This window comes from Metabacillus endolithicus, assembly GCF_023078335.1.
In the GTDB taxonomy this organism is placed as follows: domain Bacteria; phylum Bacillota; class Bacilli; order Bacillales; family Bacillaceae; genus Metabacillus; species Metabacillus endolithicus.
On the sequence record NZ_CP095550.1, the window covers coordinates 2,096,049 to 2,115,256 of the forward strand.

Genomic DNA, 19,208 nt, shown 5'->3' on the forward strand with positions numbered 1-19,208 from the left:
CTTACTAGTTTACTAGTCATAAGTTAGAAAATATATCTTACTTTTTACTTACTATTTTGAAATTTATTTTGGTTTTCTTATGAAAAATGAGAGGAAAGCAACAAGTAAGAGCATGTCGAAATAAAACCTTTCTATCTACAAAAACACATAGCATTCGCTCCAGTTTTTTACATTTTTTTCATCTAGTAAACTTTATACTAGACAAAAAGAATCTAATAATTAGTGGGTGAGAGTATTGAAGAAAATCGGGATAATTTTACTTTTTGTGATCGGATGTTTTTTAGGATTCCAACAACCAGCGCAGGCAGCAGGAAATGACCAATTTATCATTATTAACAAAGCAACTAACAAACTAGCATTTTTTGATAACTGGAAGCTTGTAAAAGTATTTGATGTAGCAACTGGAAGAAAGGACTCATACACTCCTGAGGGCAGATTTAGAATTGTGAATAAAATCAAAAATCGTCCTTATTATACGAAAAACATACCTGGCGGAGATCCGCGTAACCCATTAGGAGACCGCTGGCTTGGATTAGATGCAAGAGGTACATATGGAACAACATATGCGATTCACGGTAACAGTAATGAAAGCTCGATTGGAAGATATGTTAGCTCTGGTTGTGTGAGAATGCACAATAGCGAAGTACGCTGGCTATTTTCGCAAGTTGAATTATACACAACAGTTGTGATCACAAATTCAAGTTCATCTTTTGAAGAGCTTGCAGTGAAGCATAACTATTTATCTCCAGATGTACTCAATAAAGTGAATGCTCAAAAAGCAGGCAACGCCCTTCTTAATGAATTATCAAATTACCAAGCAGCAATGAATGCTGGCTCTGTTACAAATATGAATAGCCTATATGACCGTTTTACTAAACAATTAAGAGCAACAGAAATCGCAATTGGAAAAGTTAGTGGAAAAAGCAACCGTGATCAGCTTGAAGCAACCTATGTTCGCCCTGCTAAAGTAGCTGTGGAACGAACCATTTATGAAATATCTCAATATCGACTATTAAAGACCGTTGAGGAGCACCTTTCAAAAAATAAATTAACACATGCAGAAAATGAGATCGCAAAGCTAGCAGGCTTAAAACGACGCGCTATTGCCATCAAAAATGCTGGTAATTATGAAGCGCTAAACCCTAAAATTGGCCGATCACTTCAATCTCTTGAAGCAACTGTTCAAGGCACGATTACACAAATATCTCTTACCCACTTTAATCAAGCCATCGGTAGTGCCAACATAGCGAATGTGAATAATCTATACGATTCCTTCACACGCAAAATTAGAACAACAGAGGTAGCAATTGGTCAGGTATACGGAAGCGCCAATCGTAAAGCACTTAATGATCAATACATCACTCCTGCCAAAATCGCAGTGGAAAGAACCATTTATGAAGTATCGATTTATCGCCTATTACTAAAAATTGATGTGTTAATCTCATCTAATAAAATCGATCAAGCCAAGAGCGAGCTTTCAAAACTAGACCGACTCAAGCGCCGTGCGATCGAAATTAAGCAAGCAGGCGGCTATAGAAGCCTACCAGGTCGTATTTCTTCAGACCTAACTAAGCTAGAAGAAAACTTACGAGCAAAACTATAGAAACCATAATAAGGTGACTCATATATCGTGTGTATGAGTCACCTTTTTTATGCCTACCCCTCCTTTTTCCGGTCGTAGTACGGAATCATCGTATACTTAATAGCAACAGCTAAAAAAATCAAAGCAAAGCACTGAAGATATTCATTCAGCTCAAACATCACTTCTTCTTTAAACATAAATACATCTAAAAGGATCGCAGAAAGAAGTAAAGCACCTGAAATACTGCTAAGGTAAAACAAAAATCTTGAGAAGATTCGCATGTTTTTTTCATCCCTTTTCTCTAAGTTAGAGGTTTTTTCTACAGAATAGCCCTTCACTAGTTGATCTATACAGATCTCCTTATTGAGAGTAAGAATTCTATACATGAAAAAAAATTGGATAAGTTGCAAAAATGCCCATTGAAATTGCAAACTATCCAGAAGTTGCAAAGGAAAAACTAAAGTCGCAAAGAAACTAGGAATAGTTGCAATCCCCTGCTTCCCACCTCTTTCTACTCAGAAAATTTGCTAGGCACCATTGACTAATTCCGACAAAATTAGCCGAATTCTCCAGTTATAATGAATGAGTTGTAACAAAACAATTCATTATCCGGGAGGAAAGCACGTGAAAAATTTCTTTAGTAAATTTGTTATTCTTGTGATTGCTCTAACCATTGGGGTAACAACACAAGCATCCGCTGCAACTAGTGTCGCTTACAAAGACGCAGACAAAAGTGGAAAAGTCTTAACTGAACTTCGTTTATCGTTTGAAGACTCGATTGATGCTGGAAACCTAGAACTTATTGACTTATCTTATGATGACTACTCAGCAGCGATCAAAAAGACAGAACGAGCAATTGGTAAGGTGTCAGGAAAAACAAACCGCCGTGCCTTACTAGAAAAGTATGTAACACCAGCCAAAATTGCTAGAGAAAGAGTGATTTATGAAGTATCACAGCTACGCTTACTACATATTATTCTTGGACTACAAAGCTCCAACCAATTTGCAGAAGCTGAAGCAGCTTTCCAAAATCTTGAGCGCCTTAAAAAACGTGCAGTAGAAATTAAAGAAGCAGGCGGATATGAGCAGCTGCCTGAAGAAGTTGCCTTAACATTAGACTATTACGAAGAAACAGTAGTAGAAATTTTTGAATCCTATAAAAATGGCGATCAATTAAAGCTATTAATTAACCTTTTATCTACTTACGGTTATTTAAACTCCAGCAGCCCGAACGAGTATTTTATTCTAGGTGCTGATCCAGAAGTAGAAAATGGGTTCTGGTTAGGCTATCAGTCACCAACTTACGGTGATGATGTTTTCATGGCAACACTAAAAAGCTTTGACGGAACAAAAGCAACCTTTGAATATGACCTTTCTTGGGACGATAGCGATGAAATCAGAACAGGCGAAATCTTCTTTGAAAATGGCGTGATTACTTTACACTATCTTGATTTTGAAGGTAATGATGTGGCTGTGGAGTTTACGTTATATTAATAGAAGCAGAAGAAACCTGTTCCAGTAGCGGAACAGGTTTCTATTTTATCTATATTCGCTAACAAGTTCACCGTCAGCATTATATAACAATGCAGCATCTCCATTATTATTCCACATATAGCTTGTTGTCCATAGTTGTTCATAAGCGCCATCATAAGCATCTGGACCTGATAGGACAGCTATGTAGTAGCCAGCTTCCATTGTTGAGCCTTCTGGAAAATCATAGCGTTGATTGCCTTCTTCACTGATTAAGTACCAGCCTGAAATATCAACTGTTTCGTTTGTATCATTCATAACAGTAACAGACTCCCACTCCAGGTCAACATCTGAAATATAAATGCCTCGTGGTGTAATAATGCCTGCTAAATAGTCTTCTGTATACCTTAAGTCAAAATCAACAGCTTCTGGAAGAGCTTCATATCCACCAGCCTTCTTAATTTCTACAGCACGTTTCTTTAATCTCTCCAACTTTTCAAGGTTTGCTTTAGCTTTCTCTACATTATCTTCGTAAACTTGATTTTCAATAATCAAGAGTAATCTATACTGAGAAACTTCATAAATAACACGCTCTCTTGCAATTTTGGCTGGTTTAACATATGTATTATTTAAATAGTCACGATTTGATTTACCTGACACTTTTCCAATTGAAAGCTCAGTCTTTTTAATCTCATTTGATAGTGCATCATATTGACTATCAATTGTCCTAATTTCACCTGAAGCTATTGTTTCCTCAAAAGTTGCTAGCCTTTCTAATAATCTTTCACCATTGCTTTTTGCTTGATTCGCTGCCGTATTTGCATATGTCGTGCTTACAGTACATGTGATAAACACAACGGTCAGCATAAAAATAAACTTCTTTAACATAATATCCTCCTTAAATCCTATTACATTTTTACCTTATTATCCTAACATAAAAATGAATTTTTAGCATATTTTAGTAGATTTAAGAGTGATAAGTACAGAAAAAAGAAGAGCACAACCTTTTGTACCCTTCTCCATATGGTCTACTTATAATAATCCAAAACTCCCAATAAAATTGCTTCCGCTGCATTATCACGGAATTGGCTCGTTTTTAGTCTAGCTGCTTCAGCTTCGTTCGAAATAAAACCAAGCTCAGCCAGTACGCTAGGCATAGTCGTATACTTAATTACATAGAAACCAGCATCTTTTACTCCGCGATTTCTAGTACCTAGCTTTTCTATTAATCTAGTTTGGATTTTTTCTGCTAACTTTTTACTCGCAGCACTTTCATAATTTCCGTTCCAATATGTTTCTGTTCCATTAGCCGATTCGCTAGTGGCAGCATTAATATGCAAGCTGATGAAGATATCAGTTTTCGCATTATTTGCAACCTTTGCCCGATCTTGCAGTTCCAAGAACGTATCATCTTTTCTTGTCATGACGACCTTTGCACCCTCAGCTTCAAGCAACTTCTGTACCTTTAAGCCAACATCCAGCACAATATCCTTTTCTTTAAGGCCAAAACCTACAGCACCGGAATCCTTACCACCATGACCAGGGTCAATGCCAATTACTTTACCCGATAACAAGGCGTCTCCTGTTTCTTGAGAAGAACCGATAACAAGATAGTTTTTATGTACATAACAAACGGTACCATTCACCTTAATTTGTGCCCAATCACCAACAAACTTATATACTGTTACACTATCTCCATTATAAAGCTTGCCGACAACATCTGAGTCTAATGACGGCTCTGAACGAACATTTAACGCACTAGCTGTGACTACTGCTTCAACTGGAGATGAACCTGAGTTTCCACCAGCTGAATAATCTTTCTTCAGCTTTTGTTCAGTTTGAAGTAAAGATTGTGTAATAGAGGTTGGTACGTTTGCATAATTACCAGCTTTTTTAATTTACTGCTCTATTTTTCAACCTTTGTAAAACAGCAAAATTGCTATTTGCTTGTGTTAATTTCCCTTGAGTAATGTACGTATTGATTTTGTTTAATAATCGAAATTGAGAAACTTCGTAAATAACGCGTTCCTTAGCAACTTTTGCAGGTGTTATGTAATAATCAAGAAGAATACGGCGAGATGTTGATCCGTACACTTTACCAATTGTTGCTTCCACCTTTTTTAACTGTGTGGAATACTTATCATATTGACTATTAATCTCACTGATTTGTCCTTTATTAATAGCGGACTCAAACTGTTGCATATACTTACGAAGTGTATCACCGTTTGTTACACTATCAATTAAATAAGCAGCACGAAGACGATATACATTAGCTGCATTTAATCTTTTTTGTAAATCGCTTTTTCTAGAATCACTTAAGTTATAAATAGCTGTTTGCGCCTCATTTATAGAAGCTTTTGACTCGTCATAAACGGACATAAACGAGGAGGAAATGTTAATTTGCTTTGACGAAGTAAGATTATAATACGATTTTAAGGCTTCTGCATCTTCTTCCGCTTCACTGACTAATTTCTCTACCGAAGAATATGAAGTTGCCGCCGATACATTTGATGGAGAAATGTACCCAACTACACATAACAAGACTGTAAGAAACATAGCCGTGATCATATGTCGGTTCTTCACGCTTTCAAACTCCTTTCAATCTGTGATTAGAATAATATACCAATGTGTTTATTTTACTAGAAAAATGGACAATTTTATATGAAAATTGTAGAAAAGTGTAGGTTTTTAGGTAGGTATTTTGAACGATTTTTAACAAAACGAACCCCTAGGAGATTATTTTTATGTTAAGAGTCTTGAAAATGAAATATTTCTCTCAAAAACTCTTAACATTTTTAGGAATATTCTGTAAAATATTCCTAGTAAAAAATAATTAGATACACAGGAGAAAAGCTATGATTAAGTTAAAGATTTATTTTCTTAAATTACGGATTTATATCTTAAGAAAACAAATGGTCTCTACAGGAATGAATAAAGGGCTTAATCATCCAACTACTCTTAAACATAGTCAAGAGCTAGATTATCTTTTAAATACATATCGTTATTATAAGGAAAAATAAAATAGGGCAATTCTTAATTAAAATAAGAATTGCCCTAAGCGGGACGCAGGGACAGGTTCTTTGTCCCAAATGGGACAAGGAACCTGTCCCTTAGTTTGCCTTAGTTTGCAATATGCAAGATTGTTACATGGTCATGGTCAACGCCAACACCAGAGTAACTAATGTCATTTTGGAGTAAAATTTCTCTGTTTTGTGAGCTGTTTAGTAATTCTGATACAGTTTTACGTGCAGATCCCCAATTCTTGGCGATATTAACACCGTAGCTTCCACCGCCTGATGTTAAGCCGTAGCGTTCTAATAGGTCTTCAATTGACCCATATTTTGAAGAATAAAGAGAAAAATAATTACTTACATACATATCATTGGATTTCTTTCTTGCTACTGCACTTAGCTTTTTATGTATTGGTAATGGTTTAATTCCCGACTCGTAGCGTTCCATGTTAACTAGCAATAACACATCAAGCTCGTAATTGTTAATTGTAAAGCTTACCGATGGATCTGGAATCGCAAACGTATTATTTTTTAAAGGTACTTCAATACTTTCCAACTGTTTATTGATTGATCCTGGTACTGCAGCATAATTACCAGCTTTCTTAATTTCAACTGCTCTTCTTTTTAAGCGATCAAGCTTCTGTAAATCACTATTTACTACGCTTACCTTGTTCGCGATTGCATTTTTCCCAATTCCCTTAAGTAAGCGAAATTGAGACACTTCATAAATAACACGCTCTCTCGCAACCTTTGCTGGTCTTACATATTTTGCTTGTAAAGATTTACGTGTACTAGATCCAGATACTCTTCCGATAGCTCTTTCTGTTTTCTTAATTTGATTAGACAGGGCATCGTACTGTGCATCAATATCATAGATTTCGCCACTGTTAATTTTTTTATTAAAATCATTTAACAAATAAAGAAGATACTCCCCTGCATTAACAGCAGTTCCCTTTGATGATGCCTCAGCCTTACCTGGAGTGTAAAGAGTTAGAATTAGAACTACACTTAAAACCAAACTAAATGCGATTTTCGAAAATCTCATTCACTTATCCTCCTATTTTTTACATTTATACCTGACCTATCCAATTATCCTATTATTGTCATATATGTGTCTAGAAAAATTACAACCTGTAAATCTTAAATCCCAGTAATATCAAGGGTTCTAGCGTATAAAACACAACTTTTTTATCAGATAAAAAAGGGGTTGAAAGGCCTAAAGGACTAAGATTCTTTTTTAGGAGTTAAGAAAGAACTGTTATTCGGTCGACAAAATTCGCATACATAGGATCCGCAGGACAAGCGGTCCGATCCCTTGCCCCGGACCGAGGGACAGGTTCCTTGTCCCGTTCTCATGGGACAGAGAACCTGTCCCTTTGGACCTTCAGGGACACAGAACCTGTCCCTCTGTCCCGCAGGTCCTTCGTCCCATTTCCAATAAAACCCCCTGGAAAATCCGTTTCATTTCCTTTACCATAGTCCATGGATATCAATTAAGGGGGTATTCTTTTGACACTAAAGAGAAAACTAGTAAACACACTACTATTAGGTACAACATTATTAATGGCTCCAGTTGTAACAAATGCATCTCCAGGTGGATTGGATTCGAACGGTGGTCATACTTGTCGTACCAACTGTTCACAGTACGGCCTAGAAAACGGTGAATATCACTATCACAGAAATGGTGAGATTGTTAAGGTTACTACTCCAACTACAAACACATCTACAAAAAATACGAGCAATGTAGCTTACCAAGATGCTGTAAATCATGGTAAGGTCCTCAATTCCAAATTATCAGCTTATCATCAGGCAATAAATAGTGGAGATATTGCGAAGATAAATGGACTATATGATGCTTTTACGAAGCAATTAAAATTAGTAGAGTCAAAGATTGGTAAGGTATCTGGTTCATCTAATCGCTCAAGCTTAAATGAGCAGTATGTAAGACCTGCAAAAATTGCGATTGAAAGAACAATTTATGAAGTGTCACAGTACCGTTTGTTAAGTGTTATTAGTGCAGATATTGCAAATGGTAATATTGAAAAAGCTATTTCAAATACAGAAAAGCTTGAGCGTTTAAAGGATCGAGCTGATGAGATTAAAGATGCTGGTGGCTATCAACAGCTGCCAAGTGGAGTGAATAAATCATTACGTGCTTCTGAGGCTAACCACCAAGGAAATCTTCTTACTCATTTACTTGCAACATATAATGAAGCAATAAATAGCGGTGATATTTATGAAATTGACTTCCTTTATGATCAATTTACAAAGCAGTTACGCATCACTGAATTAAAAATTGGACAAGTTTCAGGTCCGAATAATCGTACAGCGTTAAATGAAAAATATATTACACCAGCCAAAATCTCAGTTGAACGCACGATCTACGAGGTTTCACAGCTTCGTTTAATGTACGTGATCGTTGACTTAATTGAGAGTGGTCAAACAAGTGAAATTGACTCGAAATTTAAAGTATTAGATCGTTTAAAAAATAGAGCAGATGAAATCAAGGATGCAGGTGGCTACAAAGCACTTCCTTCTATTATTAAAGAAGATCTAGAAGGCTTTGAAGGAGAGTTAAGAAATCCTCAAGATTTTTCAGATGCAGGACTTTTTGAAGCTCATTTCATTGATGTTGGACAAGGTGACAGTACGTTATTAGTTACTCCTAACGGTAAAACAGTTTTAATTGACGGTGGTAAAGAATCTGAAGCAGATCAATTGATTCAACACCTTACAGACTTAGGAATCCAAACGATTGATTTAATGGTTGCCACTCACCCTGACGCCGACCATATCGGTGGACTGGTTCCTGTTTTAGAACAATTTGAAGTGAAAAAAGTGGTTGATTCAGGTAAATCACATACAACTCAAACATATATGGATTACTTGGCACTTATCGATCAGAAGAATATTCCGTTTGAAATTGCACAAGAGGGTTCATTTTTGAATGTAGATTCTGCAGTTACGATTGAGGTTTTAAACTCTTTAGAAGAAAGCAGTGATACAAACGATTCATCTGTCGTTTTGAAGGTTTCATATGATGAATCAGATTTCTTACTAACTGGTGATGCGGATGCTGAAATTGAAGCAGAAATGATGGCAGAAGGATACAATCTCGACTCAGAAGTGTTAAAGGTTGGCCACCACGGTTCTGACACATCAACATCACAAGCATTCCTAGAAGCAGTTAATCCAATCATAGCCGCTGTCTCTGTGGGAGATAATAGCTACGGACACCCTGCCCCAACTGTTATGGATCGTCTAACAAGCTATGGAGTAGAACTCTACACAACACTCCAAAGCGGCGACATCATCATCACAACAGACGGACAGGAAATCACAGTTTACACAGAACGTTAACAAGGGGACAGGTTCCTTGTCCCACTAATGGGGTGTTTTAGTGAAATCCAAAGTTTACACAATTGACCGCTTTGAAAAGGACTTGGCTGTTTTGCTCTCAAGATCAGATGAAACAGTTCAGGTTGATGTACCGCGCAATCAGTTGCCGGATAGAATAGAAGTAGGTAGTATTCTCGAGGTTGAGTTTACTGGTGACGGGTCTGTTTTATTCGCAAACGTTCTGGAAGACGAAACAAGTACTGCTAAGAATAATGCTCAAGAGTTACTAAATAAACTAGCCAATAAGAATAGAAGCGGGACGTAGGGACAGGCACCTTGTCCCACCATTATAGTGCTAGGATGAATTCTCCATATTGAAGATAAAGAAGGGGTATCCATTGGATACCCCTTCTTCTATGGGACAGTGAACCTGTCCCTCTGTCCCGACCTTTGGGACAATGAACCTGTCCCTATTAAGCCTGTCCCTATTAAGCCTCAAATCTTTTAATCAAGCCATTTAGGTCATCAGATAATTCCGATAGCCCTTCTGCACTTCTGGCTATTTCTTCCATAGAAGTGCTTGTTTGCTGGATTGAAGCAGATGTTTGCTCAATTCCTGCGGCTGATTCCTCTGAAATTGATGCTATATTTGAAATCGAGTTGTTCATTTTTCCACATTCAATGTCAATATCACTTAATCTCATGGCAACACCTTGAATTTTATCAACAACTTCAGTAATAGCCTGATGAATTTCTCCAAATGTTTTACCGGTAGTTTGAATATCACTTGTTCCTTTTTCCACTTCACTGTAGCCTTCTTCTAAAGACAACACAACATTGTTAGATTCCTTTTGAATGCTAGACACAATTCCAGTTATATCAGAAACAGATAAAGTAACTTGCTCAGCCAGCTTACGAACCTCACTGGCTACAACAGCGAATCCCTTACCATGCTCCCCTGCTCTAGCTGCCTCTATTGCTGCATTTAAAGCAAGTAAATTTGTTTGTTCAGCAATGGATTGAATAACGCCTACTAAGTTTGATATTTCCTTTGATTGAGTATCTAGTTGTTTTACTTTATCAACAGACTCTTTCACAATTGTATTGATTTTATCCATCTGACTAATGGAAGATTCCATAAGTCTAGTGCCTTCCTCTGTAAGTCCTTGTGCTGAAACTGCAGAAAACACAATGGTTTCTCCAAAAGAATTGGATTCTTTAATTTTATCTACAAAGCCACTCATTGTTTCTGCCAAATCTGATGCATCATTCGCTTGGGTTTCTGCACCAGCTGATAATTCTTGCATCGTGACTGCCACTTGGCTGCTTCCTTCTCTTACTTCAGCTGAAGATTGAGTTAGCACTAAACTTTGTCCTGATACATTTTCCGAAACAGAAGAAATTTGCTTGATCATGTCTCTTAAATTAATCAACATAGAGTTCATCGCCACACTAAGTTGACCAATTTCATCTTTACTATCATAATCACTTTCTTCTACTAATAAATTTCCATTTGAGATCTCGGTTGCCATATTGATAACATTATTTAATTTTTGCTTAATCTGACGGTTTACAAAAAATGCAATAATAACTCCTATGATGATATTAAAGAGAATAGCACTGAAGATGATTATGATCGTCTCTTTAATACTAGCCTCTGTTGCAACTATCGCTTTATCACGGGCTTCGTTAATCATTTCCTTTAGCTCTACTAAATGACCCACTACCTCATTACTCAATGCCTGAGTTAACTTTCTTTTTGCATCAAGACCTTCTGTACTCCCACTTTCTACTTCTGGAACAATTTCTTCCAAAAACACTTTATTCATTTCGTTATCACTATTTTGAATAAAAGTGAAAAGCTCTTCTTCTCTCTTAGTATCAATTGAACTTTTTAGTTCTTCTTGAAGACTATTAAATAGTGCTCTTTTTTCTTCAAAGTCAGTAACAAATTTTTCGTCTGGTGAATTAATATAATCCGCGATTCGTCCATCTTTATCTCTAAAGATACCCGCCATATCAGCTGTTTTCACTGCTCGTTCTGATCTTCTCTCAAGTGCAGATAATTGATCTTGTATTTCTTGCATTTCATTGTATATAAAAAATGCAGAAATCGTGAAAAGGATAATCGAGATGCTAAGTGCAAGATTATACTTCACACCAAGTTTAAGGTTTTTAAATCGTTTAAATAACATCCTAAGTGCCCCCAAAATAGTCTTTTGCTTTTATTATCGGTTAATTTTGAAAGCACTTTAGTCATTACGCAGATAAAATGACAAAAAGGGAGATTTCTTTCAACAAAATCCAGGAAGTGCCAGGCACAACTGCCTATCTAGGTCTCCAGCTAAGCAAAGCCGCATTATACTCATTCCTATAAATAAACTTCCCATTCTCACACACAATATATTTACTTAGAACATCCTCCACCAATGATAGATCCACATCTTTGGTTAGAATTTTACTCATATTTTTCTCTAAGCATTCTTCATACGATGAATATACCTGTGTTCTGGATAAAGGAATGATCTTACAATCTGCATGAATTCCTAGTTCATATAATAGATTGAGCAAATCAATATAATCTTTACGTGGAAACTTCACCTCAATACCATATTGTTCATGAAGTTCTAGGTAATGTGGCTGTATTGGGCCTGTTGTCATCCCAACGATTGCTAAGCGTTTCGCATGTTTATGAATATGAAGCAATGCTTTTTTAATTTCAAACATCCGATAAAAGCAATTGAATCCAAAGATCACATCATAGTTTTTATTTAGCTCTATATGTTCCCACTTTTCATGAATGAACTCAACGTCCGTCATATTTCGTTTATGTAACTCTCCCTTTAAAAAATCAAGAATTGCTGAAGAACTATCCACAAGTGCTAGCTTCTTTACTCTTTCAGCAAAGGAAAATGTATAATTTCCCCATCCTGGTCCAATTTCTAGTAGTTCATCTTGATCATCTATTAAACTTGAAACATGCTTCATTATTTCTATAGCATAAGAATCTGGTTTACCGATATTCTCTTTCTTTTTTAGCAACTCCTGCCAAAAATTCTCCTCACTCTGATCATTTACCATTCTCTCAGGCAGATTTCCTTGCCAGTCTTTTATCCCTTCCTGCCACTTTTCTTCAATACTCAGTAACCTATTCTTTATATTTTTCATGTGACCTCCAGCATATGTTTATTGTTTCTACTGTTCCAACGTATATATTTATCTTAGCTACTATTATTATATCGTTATTATTGGCTTTATTACTAAGGAATAGGCTCTGCTAAATAACAGTAAGAGGTCATCATTTTATTTCAATTCCCGAAACTTTTGATTCACATTTTCACCATAATAATGTAAAATAATTAGGTAAATATACCTATCAGGAGTGACTGAGATTGGTTACTGCATTAACATCCAACACTCTAGAACTACTAGAGAAACAACTAGAAAAATCAATTAGCGAACTACAAGAAGAACTAAAGAAAACTGTTAAAAGCTTTGGCCTCAACAGTACTAGAACAATAGGCAAGAGTAAACAATTAGATAAACATTTTCGAACTACAAGTATTAAAGCAAATTAAAAAAAGTTTATAGGGGGACAGGCACCTTGTCCCATTTTCTCATTCAACATTAAAAAGGGTGTCCAATCGTGGACACCCTTTTTTTGGTGGGACAAAGGACCTGTCCCTCACTATTTTTCGCATTCGACAAACTTCGGGAAGTGACAGGCACCACCACCCCATGGGACAAGGTACCTGTCCCTACTTCACACCCACTCCCGAAAACTGCGGCAACCACTGTCCGTGAGCTTCAATTAAGTCGTCACACATAGAGATGATGTCGTCCATGGATAGTTCGGCAGCAGCGTGTGGGTCAAGGAGTGCTGCCTGGTAGAGTGCTTCTTTTTTTCCAGTGATAGCTGCTTCAATTGTTAGTAGTTGTGTGTTAATGTTTGTTCTATTCAGGGCAGCTAATTGCTCTGGCAGGTCTCCGATGTAAGTCGGCATTATGCCGCTTCTGTCTACTACACATGGTACTTCAACGACCGCTTTTTCAGGCAAGTTACTGATTAATCGGCCTGTATTCAGGACGTTTCCACCAAATTTAAATGGATTGTTTGTTTCCATAGCTTCGATGATTCGAGATCCGTATTCGTGGGATCTTGTGTGAGTAAGCTGGCTATTATGAACCATATCCTCTCTCATCGTTTCCCATCTTTCAATTTGTTCCACACAGCGACGTGGATATTCGTCTAATGGAATATTGAATCGATCGATTAACTCTGGGTATTTACTTTTAATGAAATATGGATGATATTCGGCATTATGCTCGGAAGATTCCGTTACATAATATCCGAACTTATCCATTAATTCATAGCGTACCATATCATCATGTTTCCCTTGTTGCTTTTCCTTTGCACGACGCTTAATTTCCGGGTATAAGTCTTTTCCATCACGTTTTACTTCAAGTAACCACGCCATGTGGTTAATCCCGGCTATTCTTTCTTCAATACCTTCATGCTCCATTCCCAAATCTCTGAACAAATGCTCCGTACAAATCTGTACACTATGGCAAAGTCCTACAGTTTTGATATTCGTGTAGCGAAGCATTGCTCCAGTTAAAGCTGCCATTGGATTTGTATAGTTCAGGAATAGCGCATCCGGACAAACCTCTTCCATATCCTTAGCAAAGTCCAGCATAACTGGAATTGTGCGTAACGATCTAAAAATACCGCCAATACCGATCGTATCAGCGATCGTTTGACGTAAGCCCATATTTCTTAGGAATCTCAAAATCTATTACTGTACTTGGCTTGTATCCTCCCACTTGAATTGCGTTAATCACATACTTCGCACCTCTCAAGGCTTCCTTGCGATCTCCGTATGCCTTGATTGTTACGTTGCTATTGTAGTTTTGCTTTAAATTGTTAAGCATATTCTCTGAATCTTTTAATCGTTGTTCATCAATATCAAATAATGCGAATTCAAATCCCGCTAAAGCTGGAACAAACATACAGTCACCTAACACATTTTTTGCAAACACTGTACTTCCAGCACCGATAAATGTAATTTTAGACATCCTTAACATCCTTTCTTTTATAAAAAAATTAGCCTTTCACTGATCCAGAAGATAAACCGGCAATAAAATATTTTTGTAGAAATAAAAACAGTAAAGTCATTGGCAGCATCGCTAATATCGCCGCAGCTGCTACTAAGTTTAGATTGTTTTGATTTTGCCCAAAAAAGCTTGCTAGTGAAACAGTTACAGTGTGCATGGACTTATCCTGTAAAAAGAAAATAGCAAATTGATAGTCATTCCAGATAAAAACACAAGCTATAATCAGCACGGAAGCTGTTACAGGCTTAAGCAACGGAAACACGATTCGAAAGAATGTTCCAAGTGTACTTGCTCCATCAATTTTTGCAGCTTCTTCCAACTCTTTAGGAACAGTTGAACGAATAAATCCTGCATATAAAAAGATCGTTAGTGGCATAAATGCCGCAACATTGTTTAAAATCGCTACTTCATACGTATTCATCATTCCAATATTAACAACCATTTTATATAACGGAACCAAGGCCGTTAGTGGCGGAATAATCATAATCGCAATGAAGATGAAATAAAAAATCTTATTTAATGTTGTTTGACGGCGCGCCATTGGATATGCTGCCATCGAGCCAAAGAAAATAAGCAAAGCAGCTGAGAAAACGGTAATAATCGTTGTATTCACAAACGACGGACCTAAATTCGCAATCGTCCAGGCATCAGAGAAATTTTGAAAGTTTAATTCCTTTGGAAAAACCCATTTCGAACTAAAATCCCCCTTAGCCTTTAAAGCAGTTGTCACCATAATATAGAAGGGGATAATATGAATGAACATAACGAGTATTGATACACCTGTTAGCAGCTTTTTATTCTTATTAAGGTGCTCCATTATGCTTCAATCTCCTTCCGCTTAAAGTAAATGAGGAAATTTGATAAACTCAAAATCAGAATGATAAATGCCATAAACACACCTTGTGTCGCAGCATACCCAGCATCCTGTCTCTTAAAATACAAATCATACATAAAAGTGGACATTGATTGTGATGCATTACCTGGGCCGCCACCTGTTAAAGCAACAATCACATCAAATAGCTTCAATCCACCGATAATATTTAACACTACATTAATCGTGATTGATGGCATTAACATAGGCAATGTGATGTTTTTAAATTGTTGAAAAGAAGATGCCCCATCAATTTGTGCCGCTTCATAGTAATCCTTTGAAATGCTTTGTAATCCAGCTAAATAAATAATCATCGCGATCCCAACGAATTGATAGGTGTTAACAAACACGATGATCCAAGTGTTCATTTCAGGGTTTCCTAAAGCATTAATTTTTTCAAAACCAAAGAATTGCAACGCATCATTAAGGGCTCCACCTTGAAAAGCGAAGAAAAAGTACCAAATATATCCCATAATTAACGGTGATAATAACCGGTAAATAAATAATTGTCCGTGTAAAAGCCTTCATTTTTATGCTTTGATTTAACAGCAATGCATATAAAAGCCCCAAAGCATTCTGGAAAATTGTACTTCCGATTCCGTATAAAAGCGTATTTTTCACAACTAACCATGTTGTAGGATCTGCAAAAAGTCGCTTATATTGATCAAAGCCAACAAAATCATAGTCTTGTGAAAATCCGTTCCAATTTGTAAAAGAAAGCTGAATTCCATTGAAAAAAGGATAGAGAATAAACAGAAAAACAACGGCAAAACTCGGAAGATACATCCACCATAGTGATGATTGCTTTTTTAACTTGAGCTTTTTTGGCTTGTTCGCTACTGATCTCTCAGTATTTGTTACTAATTCGCTCATTTATTTCCACTCCTCATTTAGACTTGTGGTATTTTAAGGAGAAAGCAAATTCACCTTCTCCTGTAAAAAACACCTCAGCCCTTCCATCGAAGTTACTGATTTCTTAATCGTGTATACTCTTCACCCATTTTTTCCGAAAGTTGTTCAGGTGTTAGAGTATCAGCAAACAATTCTTGACCAGTAGTAGCCATAACATCCCACATGCCACTTGGTAAATAAACACGATCGAAGTAAGGCTCTACAGCAATGTCTTCATATTGTTTGTAGTATTCTGAGAAGTAGTTTTCTGCATCTACATTTGTTAAAGCATCTGGTGCAGATGTTCCTTGTGCCATTTTTTCAATGTTTTCCGGCTGCGCCATAAATTCAATGAACTTTTTCGCTTCTTCAGGGTGCTTTGTATCCTTCCACATCGCAATGGTGTGGCGCTCCCCACCAATCCAGCTTTGCTCATCTCCTTCATGGAAAGCAGGAACAGGCATCGTTCCAACCTTCACATCAGGATTTAATTCCGTGGCATCAGGCCCTAGTGATCCCGCTACAAATGTAAAAGCAATTTTATCTTGAGCCATTAATTCTGTAGCCTGCTGAAGTTTAGCTGTAAGCACGTCTTCATTGATAAGTCCTTTGTCCTGAAGCTCCTTCATTAGTTCCGGTAGTGGTGTATAGTTCGACCAATCAAATGAACCATCCACTAATGCATCTCCATGACTATTTTTTTCATCTGTAATAACTAGAGGAGTAGCAAGCTGATCATAAATTTGACCAATCGTCCAGTTGTCTCCACCCGGAATCCAAAGAGGTGTTACTTCTCCATTGCTTTCTTTTTTAATTGTTTCTAAAGCTTTGACAAACTCATCGATTGTTTTAGGAGGATCTACACCATACTTTTCTAATACATTCACATTAAAACTAACGCCATCTTTTGCTTGATTAATAGGAAAAGCATAAACTTTACCAGTGTCATCTTTCAGAATTTTATCTAGAAATTTGGATCTAGGTTTTGTACCCAATCCATGTCTTTTTGATCTGCTACATATTCACCGTAACGAAGCTGTGACCAACCGTGTGTATCAAATAAATCCGGCATATCATTTGCCGCCATTTTTACGCGAAGCATATCTTCATATCCTCCACCAGGAAGGTTCAAGTCAATCTTAATATCAGGATTTTCCTCTTCAAAATCTGCAACAACACTCTCAACCGCTTTCTTTTCACCTTCATTACTCAACGTTAAGAAAAAAGATAATGTTACTTTTCCGTCCTCTGCCTCATTAGATGCTCCTTTGTTAGAACAACCAGCTGCGAATACAGAGAAAGCGATTACAAAAACAATCATACTTATCAACTTTTTCATTCTTATCCCCCACTTTTTCGTTTCTAAAGAATACCAGTCTGTTTTTCTTTTCTTTCGATAAAAGCTAGATTATAATGAAAGTCTAACTATTTTCCCAATTTGGGAGCCTTTGAGATAAAAAGGATGATGAATATTACCTAAAAAAATTCATTCTGCCAAATGGATTTTTTACATTCATTATTCCTTTTTATCTCTTATTTTTTGAAAACCGAATACTACTCGTAAAAAAAACCACCCCCTTTAAATGCTCATTATTTTATCGATTTGCACCACAGCTTTGACGTACCGTAAGCTTTGTTGGAACCGTTACCTTCAAAGGAATTTCTCTCCCATTCATTTTATCAAGTAACAACTGAACACCAACTCTTCCCATTTGTTCTGTATATACTTTTACAGTAGTTAACGGAGTACTTGCAAATCGTGCCATTTGAATATCATTAAAACCTACAATAGCCAGATCTTCTGGTACTTTTATATTAGCTTCTTGTAAAGCATGCATCGCGCCGATTGCCATGGAATCTGATGCGACGAAAAAAGCTTCAGGTAAATTTCCTTTTTTGATGAACTCCTTCATAAGGTCGTACCCTTGAGTCATAGTGTACTCGCCAATGACGACATACTCCTCACAAAACGTTCCTTTTGACTCAAGAATCTTCTTATAGGTTGAAAATCGTTTATTCACAACGACTTTATGATCGGATAAGTAATCTCTTTCTGTTCCGCCAAGATATCCAATTTTCTTATATCCTTGGTTAAACAAATGTGTTAAAGCATTTTCGGTTGCCTTTTCAAAATCAATCACAACACAATCGAAATTTTCCTCGTCAGGACAATGATTGATAAACACAACATTTTTTATTTTCCTAATACTCTCAAGAACCTCCATACTAGTTCCACCTACTACAATCAGTCCATCTAATTCGTGATCAAAGGCTTTATCATCATCTGACATTCTGATCATTTTGTTTGCATAAATCCCCTGATTAGCGCACTCATTTTCCACCCCTTTTCTTATCGCGGTAAAATAAGGGTCTTCAACTCCATCTATTTTTTCCTCTAACGTATGAACAAATGAAATTCCTATTCTTGGTTGTTTTTCAGGAAAAGAACTTTGTGTACCTTTTCTTTCTTTTAACGTCGTATATCCAAGCTCTTTAGCTATATCTAAGATGCGTGCTCTTGTTTCATCAGCTACCGATAAACTCGGATCATTATTTAACACTCTTGAAACAGTGGAACTAGCCACATTTGCTTTAGCTGCTATTTCTTTTATCGTTGCCATTTTGACTACCTCACTAGTTATCTAATAAACTTTTACTGATTGTTTACTGTTATTTTCACTAAATATTTCCTTTGTTAGATAAAGTTTACCAACTATCTTAAGCGTTTTCAATACTTTTTTCACTAAAAAACAATTGATTTTCTCTTATCCGTTGATATAAATATCGTAATATATCAATTTTTTTATAATCACAAGGAAACTTTTACTGAAATATTTCCTTCGACGGAATAAGGAACAAGCCCTATCCTCCTACTATCTTTTGGGATTTTTAGTTAAATCAGTGGGACAAGGTACCTGTCCCCTTGTCC

General features: G+C 36.6%; 15 protein-coding genes and 3 pseudogenes. 6 read left to right on the forward strand and 12 right to left on the reverse strand.

What is annotated here, in order from left to right:
- Window positions 1-235 precede the first annotated feature (235 nt).
- A complete protein-coding gene (locus MVE64_RS27760) occupies window positions 236-1,603 on the forward strand; it encodes a L,D-transpeptidase family protein (protein WP_345740799.1) in 1,368 nt (455 codons plus the stop codon).
- A gap of 53 nt (window positions 1,604-1,656) precedes the next feature.
- Here MVE64_RS27760 and MVE64_RS10900 read toward each other — a convergent pair whose 3' ends face one another.
- A complete protein-coding gene (locus tag MVE64_RS10900; protein WP_247346398.1) occupies window positions 1,657-1,863 on the reverse strand; it encodes a hypothetical protein in 207 nt (68 codons plus the stop codon).
- Window positions 1,864-2,206: 343 nt separating this feature from the next.
- Between MVE64_RS10900 and MVE64_RS10905 the strand changes: the two genes are divergently transcribed.
- Window positions 2,207-3,076 (forward strand): hypothetical protein, encoded by an 870-nt coding sequence (locus MVE64_RS10905; RefSeq protein WP_247346399.1) that lies wholly within the window; start codon window positions 2,207-2,209, stop codon window positions 3,074-3,076.
- A gap of 45 nt (window positions 3,077-3,121) precedes the next feature.
- Here MVE64_RS10905 and MVE64_RS10910 read toward each other — a convergent pair whose 3' ends face one another.
- The 3 genes from MVE64_RS10910 to MVE64_RS10920 all read right to left on the reverse strand — a co-directional run bounded on the left by MVE64_RS10910 (window position 3,122) and on the right by MVE64_RS10920 (window position 5,635).
- Window positions 3,122-3,940 (reverse strand): lamin tail domain-containing protein, encoded by an 819-nt coding sequence (locus MVE64_RS10910; protein WP_247346400.1) that lies wholly within the window; start codon window positions 3,938-3,940, stop codon window positions 3,122-3,124.
- A gap of 140 nt (window positions 3,941-4,080) precedes the next feature.
- A complete protein-coding gene (locus tag MVE64_RS10915; protein ID WP_345740832.1) occupies window positions 4,081-4,950 on the reverse strand; it encodes an N-acetylmuramoyl-L-alanine amidase family protein in 870 nt (289 codons plus the stop codon).
- Window positions 4,946-5,635, reverse strand: a complete 690-nt coding sequence (locus MVE64_RS10920; RefSeq protein WP_247346402.1) for a hypothetical protein — start codon at window positions 5,633-5,635, stop codon at window positions 4,946-4,948. The genes MVE64_RS10915 and MVE64_RS10920 overlap by 5 nt, the downstream gene beginning before the upstream one ends.
- A 272-nt stretch (window positions 5,636-5,907) precedes the next feature.
- On the opposite strand from MVE64_RS10920, the gene MVE64_RS10925 reads away from it, so the two are divergent.
- Window positions 5,908-6,072, forward strand: coding sequence for an aspartyl-phosphate phosphatase Spo0E family protein (locus MVE64_RS10925; RefSeq protein WP_247346403.1), 165 nt, complete (start codon window positions 5,908-5,910; stop codon window positions 6,070-6,072).
- A 100-nt stretch (window positions 6,073-6,172) separates the two neighbouring features.
- Here MVE64_RS10925 and MVE64_RS10930 read toward each other — a convergent pair whose 3' ends face one another.
- Window positions 6,173-7,108 (reverse strand): CAP domain-containing protein, encoded by a 936-nt coding sequence (locus tag MVE64_RS10930; protein ID WP_247346404.1) that lies wholly within the window; start codon window positions 7,106-7,108, stop codon window positions 6,173-6,175.
- Between the two features lie 464 nt (window positions 7,109-7,572).
- Between MVE64_RS10930 and MVE64_RS10935 the strand changes: the two genes are divergently transcribed.
- Complete coding sequence (locus MVE64_RS10935; RefSeq protein ID WP_247346406.1) at window positions 7,573-9,423, forward strand: MBL fold metallo-hydrolase; 1,851 nt, start codon at window positions 7,573-7,575, stop codon at window positions 9,421-9,423.
- 40 nt (window positions 9,424-9,463) lie between these two features.
- Window positions 9,464-9,727: a DUF3006 domain-containing protein gene (locus MVE64_RS10940; RefSeq protein ID WP_247346407.1), complete on the forward strand. Its 264-nt coding sequence runs from the start codon at window positions 9,464-9,466 to the stop codon at window positions 9,725-9,727.
- Window positions 9,728-9,890: 163 nt separating this feature from the next.
- On the opposite strand, the gene MVE64_RS10945 is transcribed toward MVE64_RS10940, so the two are convergent.
- Together MVE64_RS10945 and MVE64_RS10950 are read right to left on the reverse strand one after the other, a co-directional pair.
- Window positions 9,891-11,597, reverse strand: coding sequence for a methyl-accepting chemotaxis protein (locus tag MVE64_RS10945; RefSeq protein WP_247346409.1), 1,707 nt, complete (start codon window positions 11,595-11,597; stop codon window positions 9,891-9,893).
- A gap of 133 nt (window positions 11,598-11,730) precedes the next feature.
- Window positions 11,731-12,570 carry a class I SAM-dependent methyltransferase gene (locus MVE64_RS10950; protein WP_247346411.1) on the reverse strand — a complete coding sequence of 280 codons (840 nt, stop codon included), beginning with the start codon at window positions 12,568-12,570 and terminating at the stop codon, window positions 11,731-11,733.
- Between the two features lie 224 nt (window positions 12,571-12,794).
- Here MVE64_RS10950 and MVE64_RS10955 point away from each other — a divergent pair, with 224 nt between their 5' ends.
- On the forward strand, window positions 12,795-12,980 hold the full coding sequence (locus tag MVE64_RS10955; protein ID WP_247346413.1) for a Spo0E family sporulation regulatory protein-aspartic acid phosphatase: 186 nt from the start codon (window positions 12,795-12,797) through the stop codon (window positions 12,978-12,980).
- Between the two features lie 180 nt (window positions 12,981-13,160).
- Here MVE64_RS10955 and melA read toward each other — a convergent pair.
- The 5 genes and pseudogenes from melA to MVE64_RS10980 form a co-directional block, all read right to left on the reverse strand.
- Window positions 13,161-14,478: pseudogene (gene melA / locus MVE64_RS10960) on the reverse strand (alpha-galactosidase).
- A 28-nt stretch (window positions 14,479-14,506) separates the two neighbouring features.
- Window positions 14,507-15,334 (reverse strand): carbohydrate ABC transporter permease, encoded by an 828-nt coding sequence (locus tag MVE64_RS10965; protein WP_247346415.1) that lies wholly within the window; start codon window positions 15,332-15,334, stop codon window positions 14,507-14,509.
- Window positions 15,334-16,261 (reverse strand): annotated as a pseudogene (locus MVE64_RS10970) (carbohydrate ABC transporter permease). The gene MVE64_RS10965 and the pseudogene MVE64_RS10970 overlap by 1 nt, the downstream one beginning before the upstream one ends.
- A gap of 92 nt (window positions 16,262-16,353) precedes the next feature.
- Window positions 16,354-17,618, reverse strand: a pseudogene (locus MVE64_RS10975) (ABC transporter substrate-binding protein).
- Between the two features lie 256 nt (window positions 17,619-17,874).
- Window positions 17,875-18,900: a LacI family DNA-binding transcriptional regulator gene (locus MVE64_RS10980; protein ID WP_247346416.1), complete on the reverse strand. Its 1,026-nt coding sequence runs from the start codon at window positions 18,898-18,900 to the stop codon at window positions 17,875-17,877.
- Window positions 18,901-19,208: the final 308 nt, after the last annotated feature.

Bases quoted from the DNA above. Each gene is read 5' to 3' on its own strand.
- MVE64_RS10945 (WP_247346409.1), bottom strand. From the start codon at position 11,597: ATGTTATTTAAACGATTTAAAAACCTTAAACTTGGTGTGAAGTATAAT.
- MVE64_RS10965 (WP_247346415.1), bottom strand. From the start codon at position 15,334: ATGGAGCACCTTAATAAGAATAAAAAGCTGCTAACAGGTGTATCAATA.
- MVE64_RS10925 (WP_247346403.1), top strand. From the start codon at position 5,908: ATGATTAAGTTAAAGATTTATTTTCTTAAATTACGGATTTATATCTTA.
- MVE64_RS10950 (WP_247346411.1), bottom strand. From the start codon at position 12,570: ATGAAAAATATAAAGAATAGGTTACTGAGTATTGAAGAAAAGTGGCAG.
- MVE64_RS10910 (WP_247346400.1), bottom strand. From the start codon at position 3,940: ATGTTAAAGAAGTTTATTTTTATGCTGACCGTTGTGTTTATCACATGT.
- MVE64_RS10900 (WP_247346398.1), bottom strand. From the start codon at position 1,863: ATGCGAATCTTCTCAAGATTTTTGTTTTACCTTAGCAGTATTTCAGGT.
- MVE64_RS10930 (WP_247346404.1), bottom strand. From the start codon at position 7,108: ATGAGATTTTCGAAAATCGCATTTAGTTTGGTTTTAAGTGTAGTTCTA.
- MVE64_RS10980 (WP_247346416.1), bottom strand. From the start codon at position 18,900: ATGGCAACGATAAAAGAAATAGCAGCTAAAGCAAATGTGGCTAGTTCC.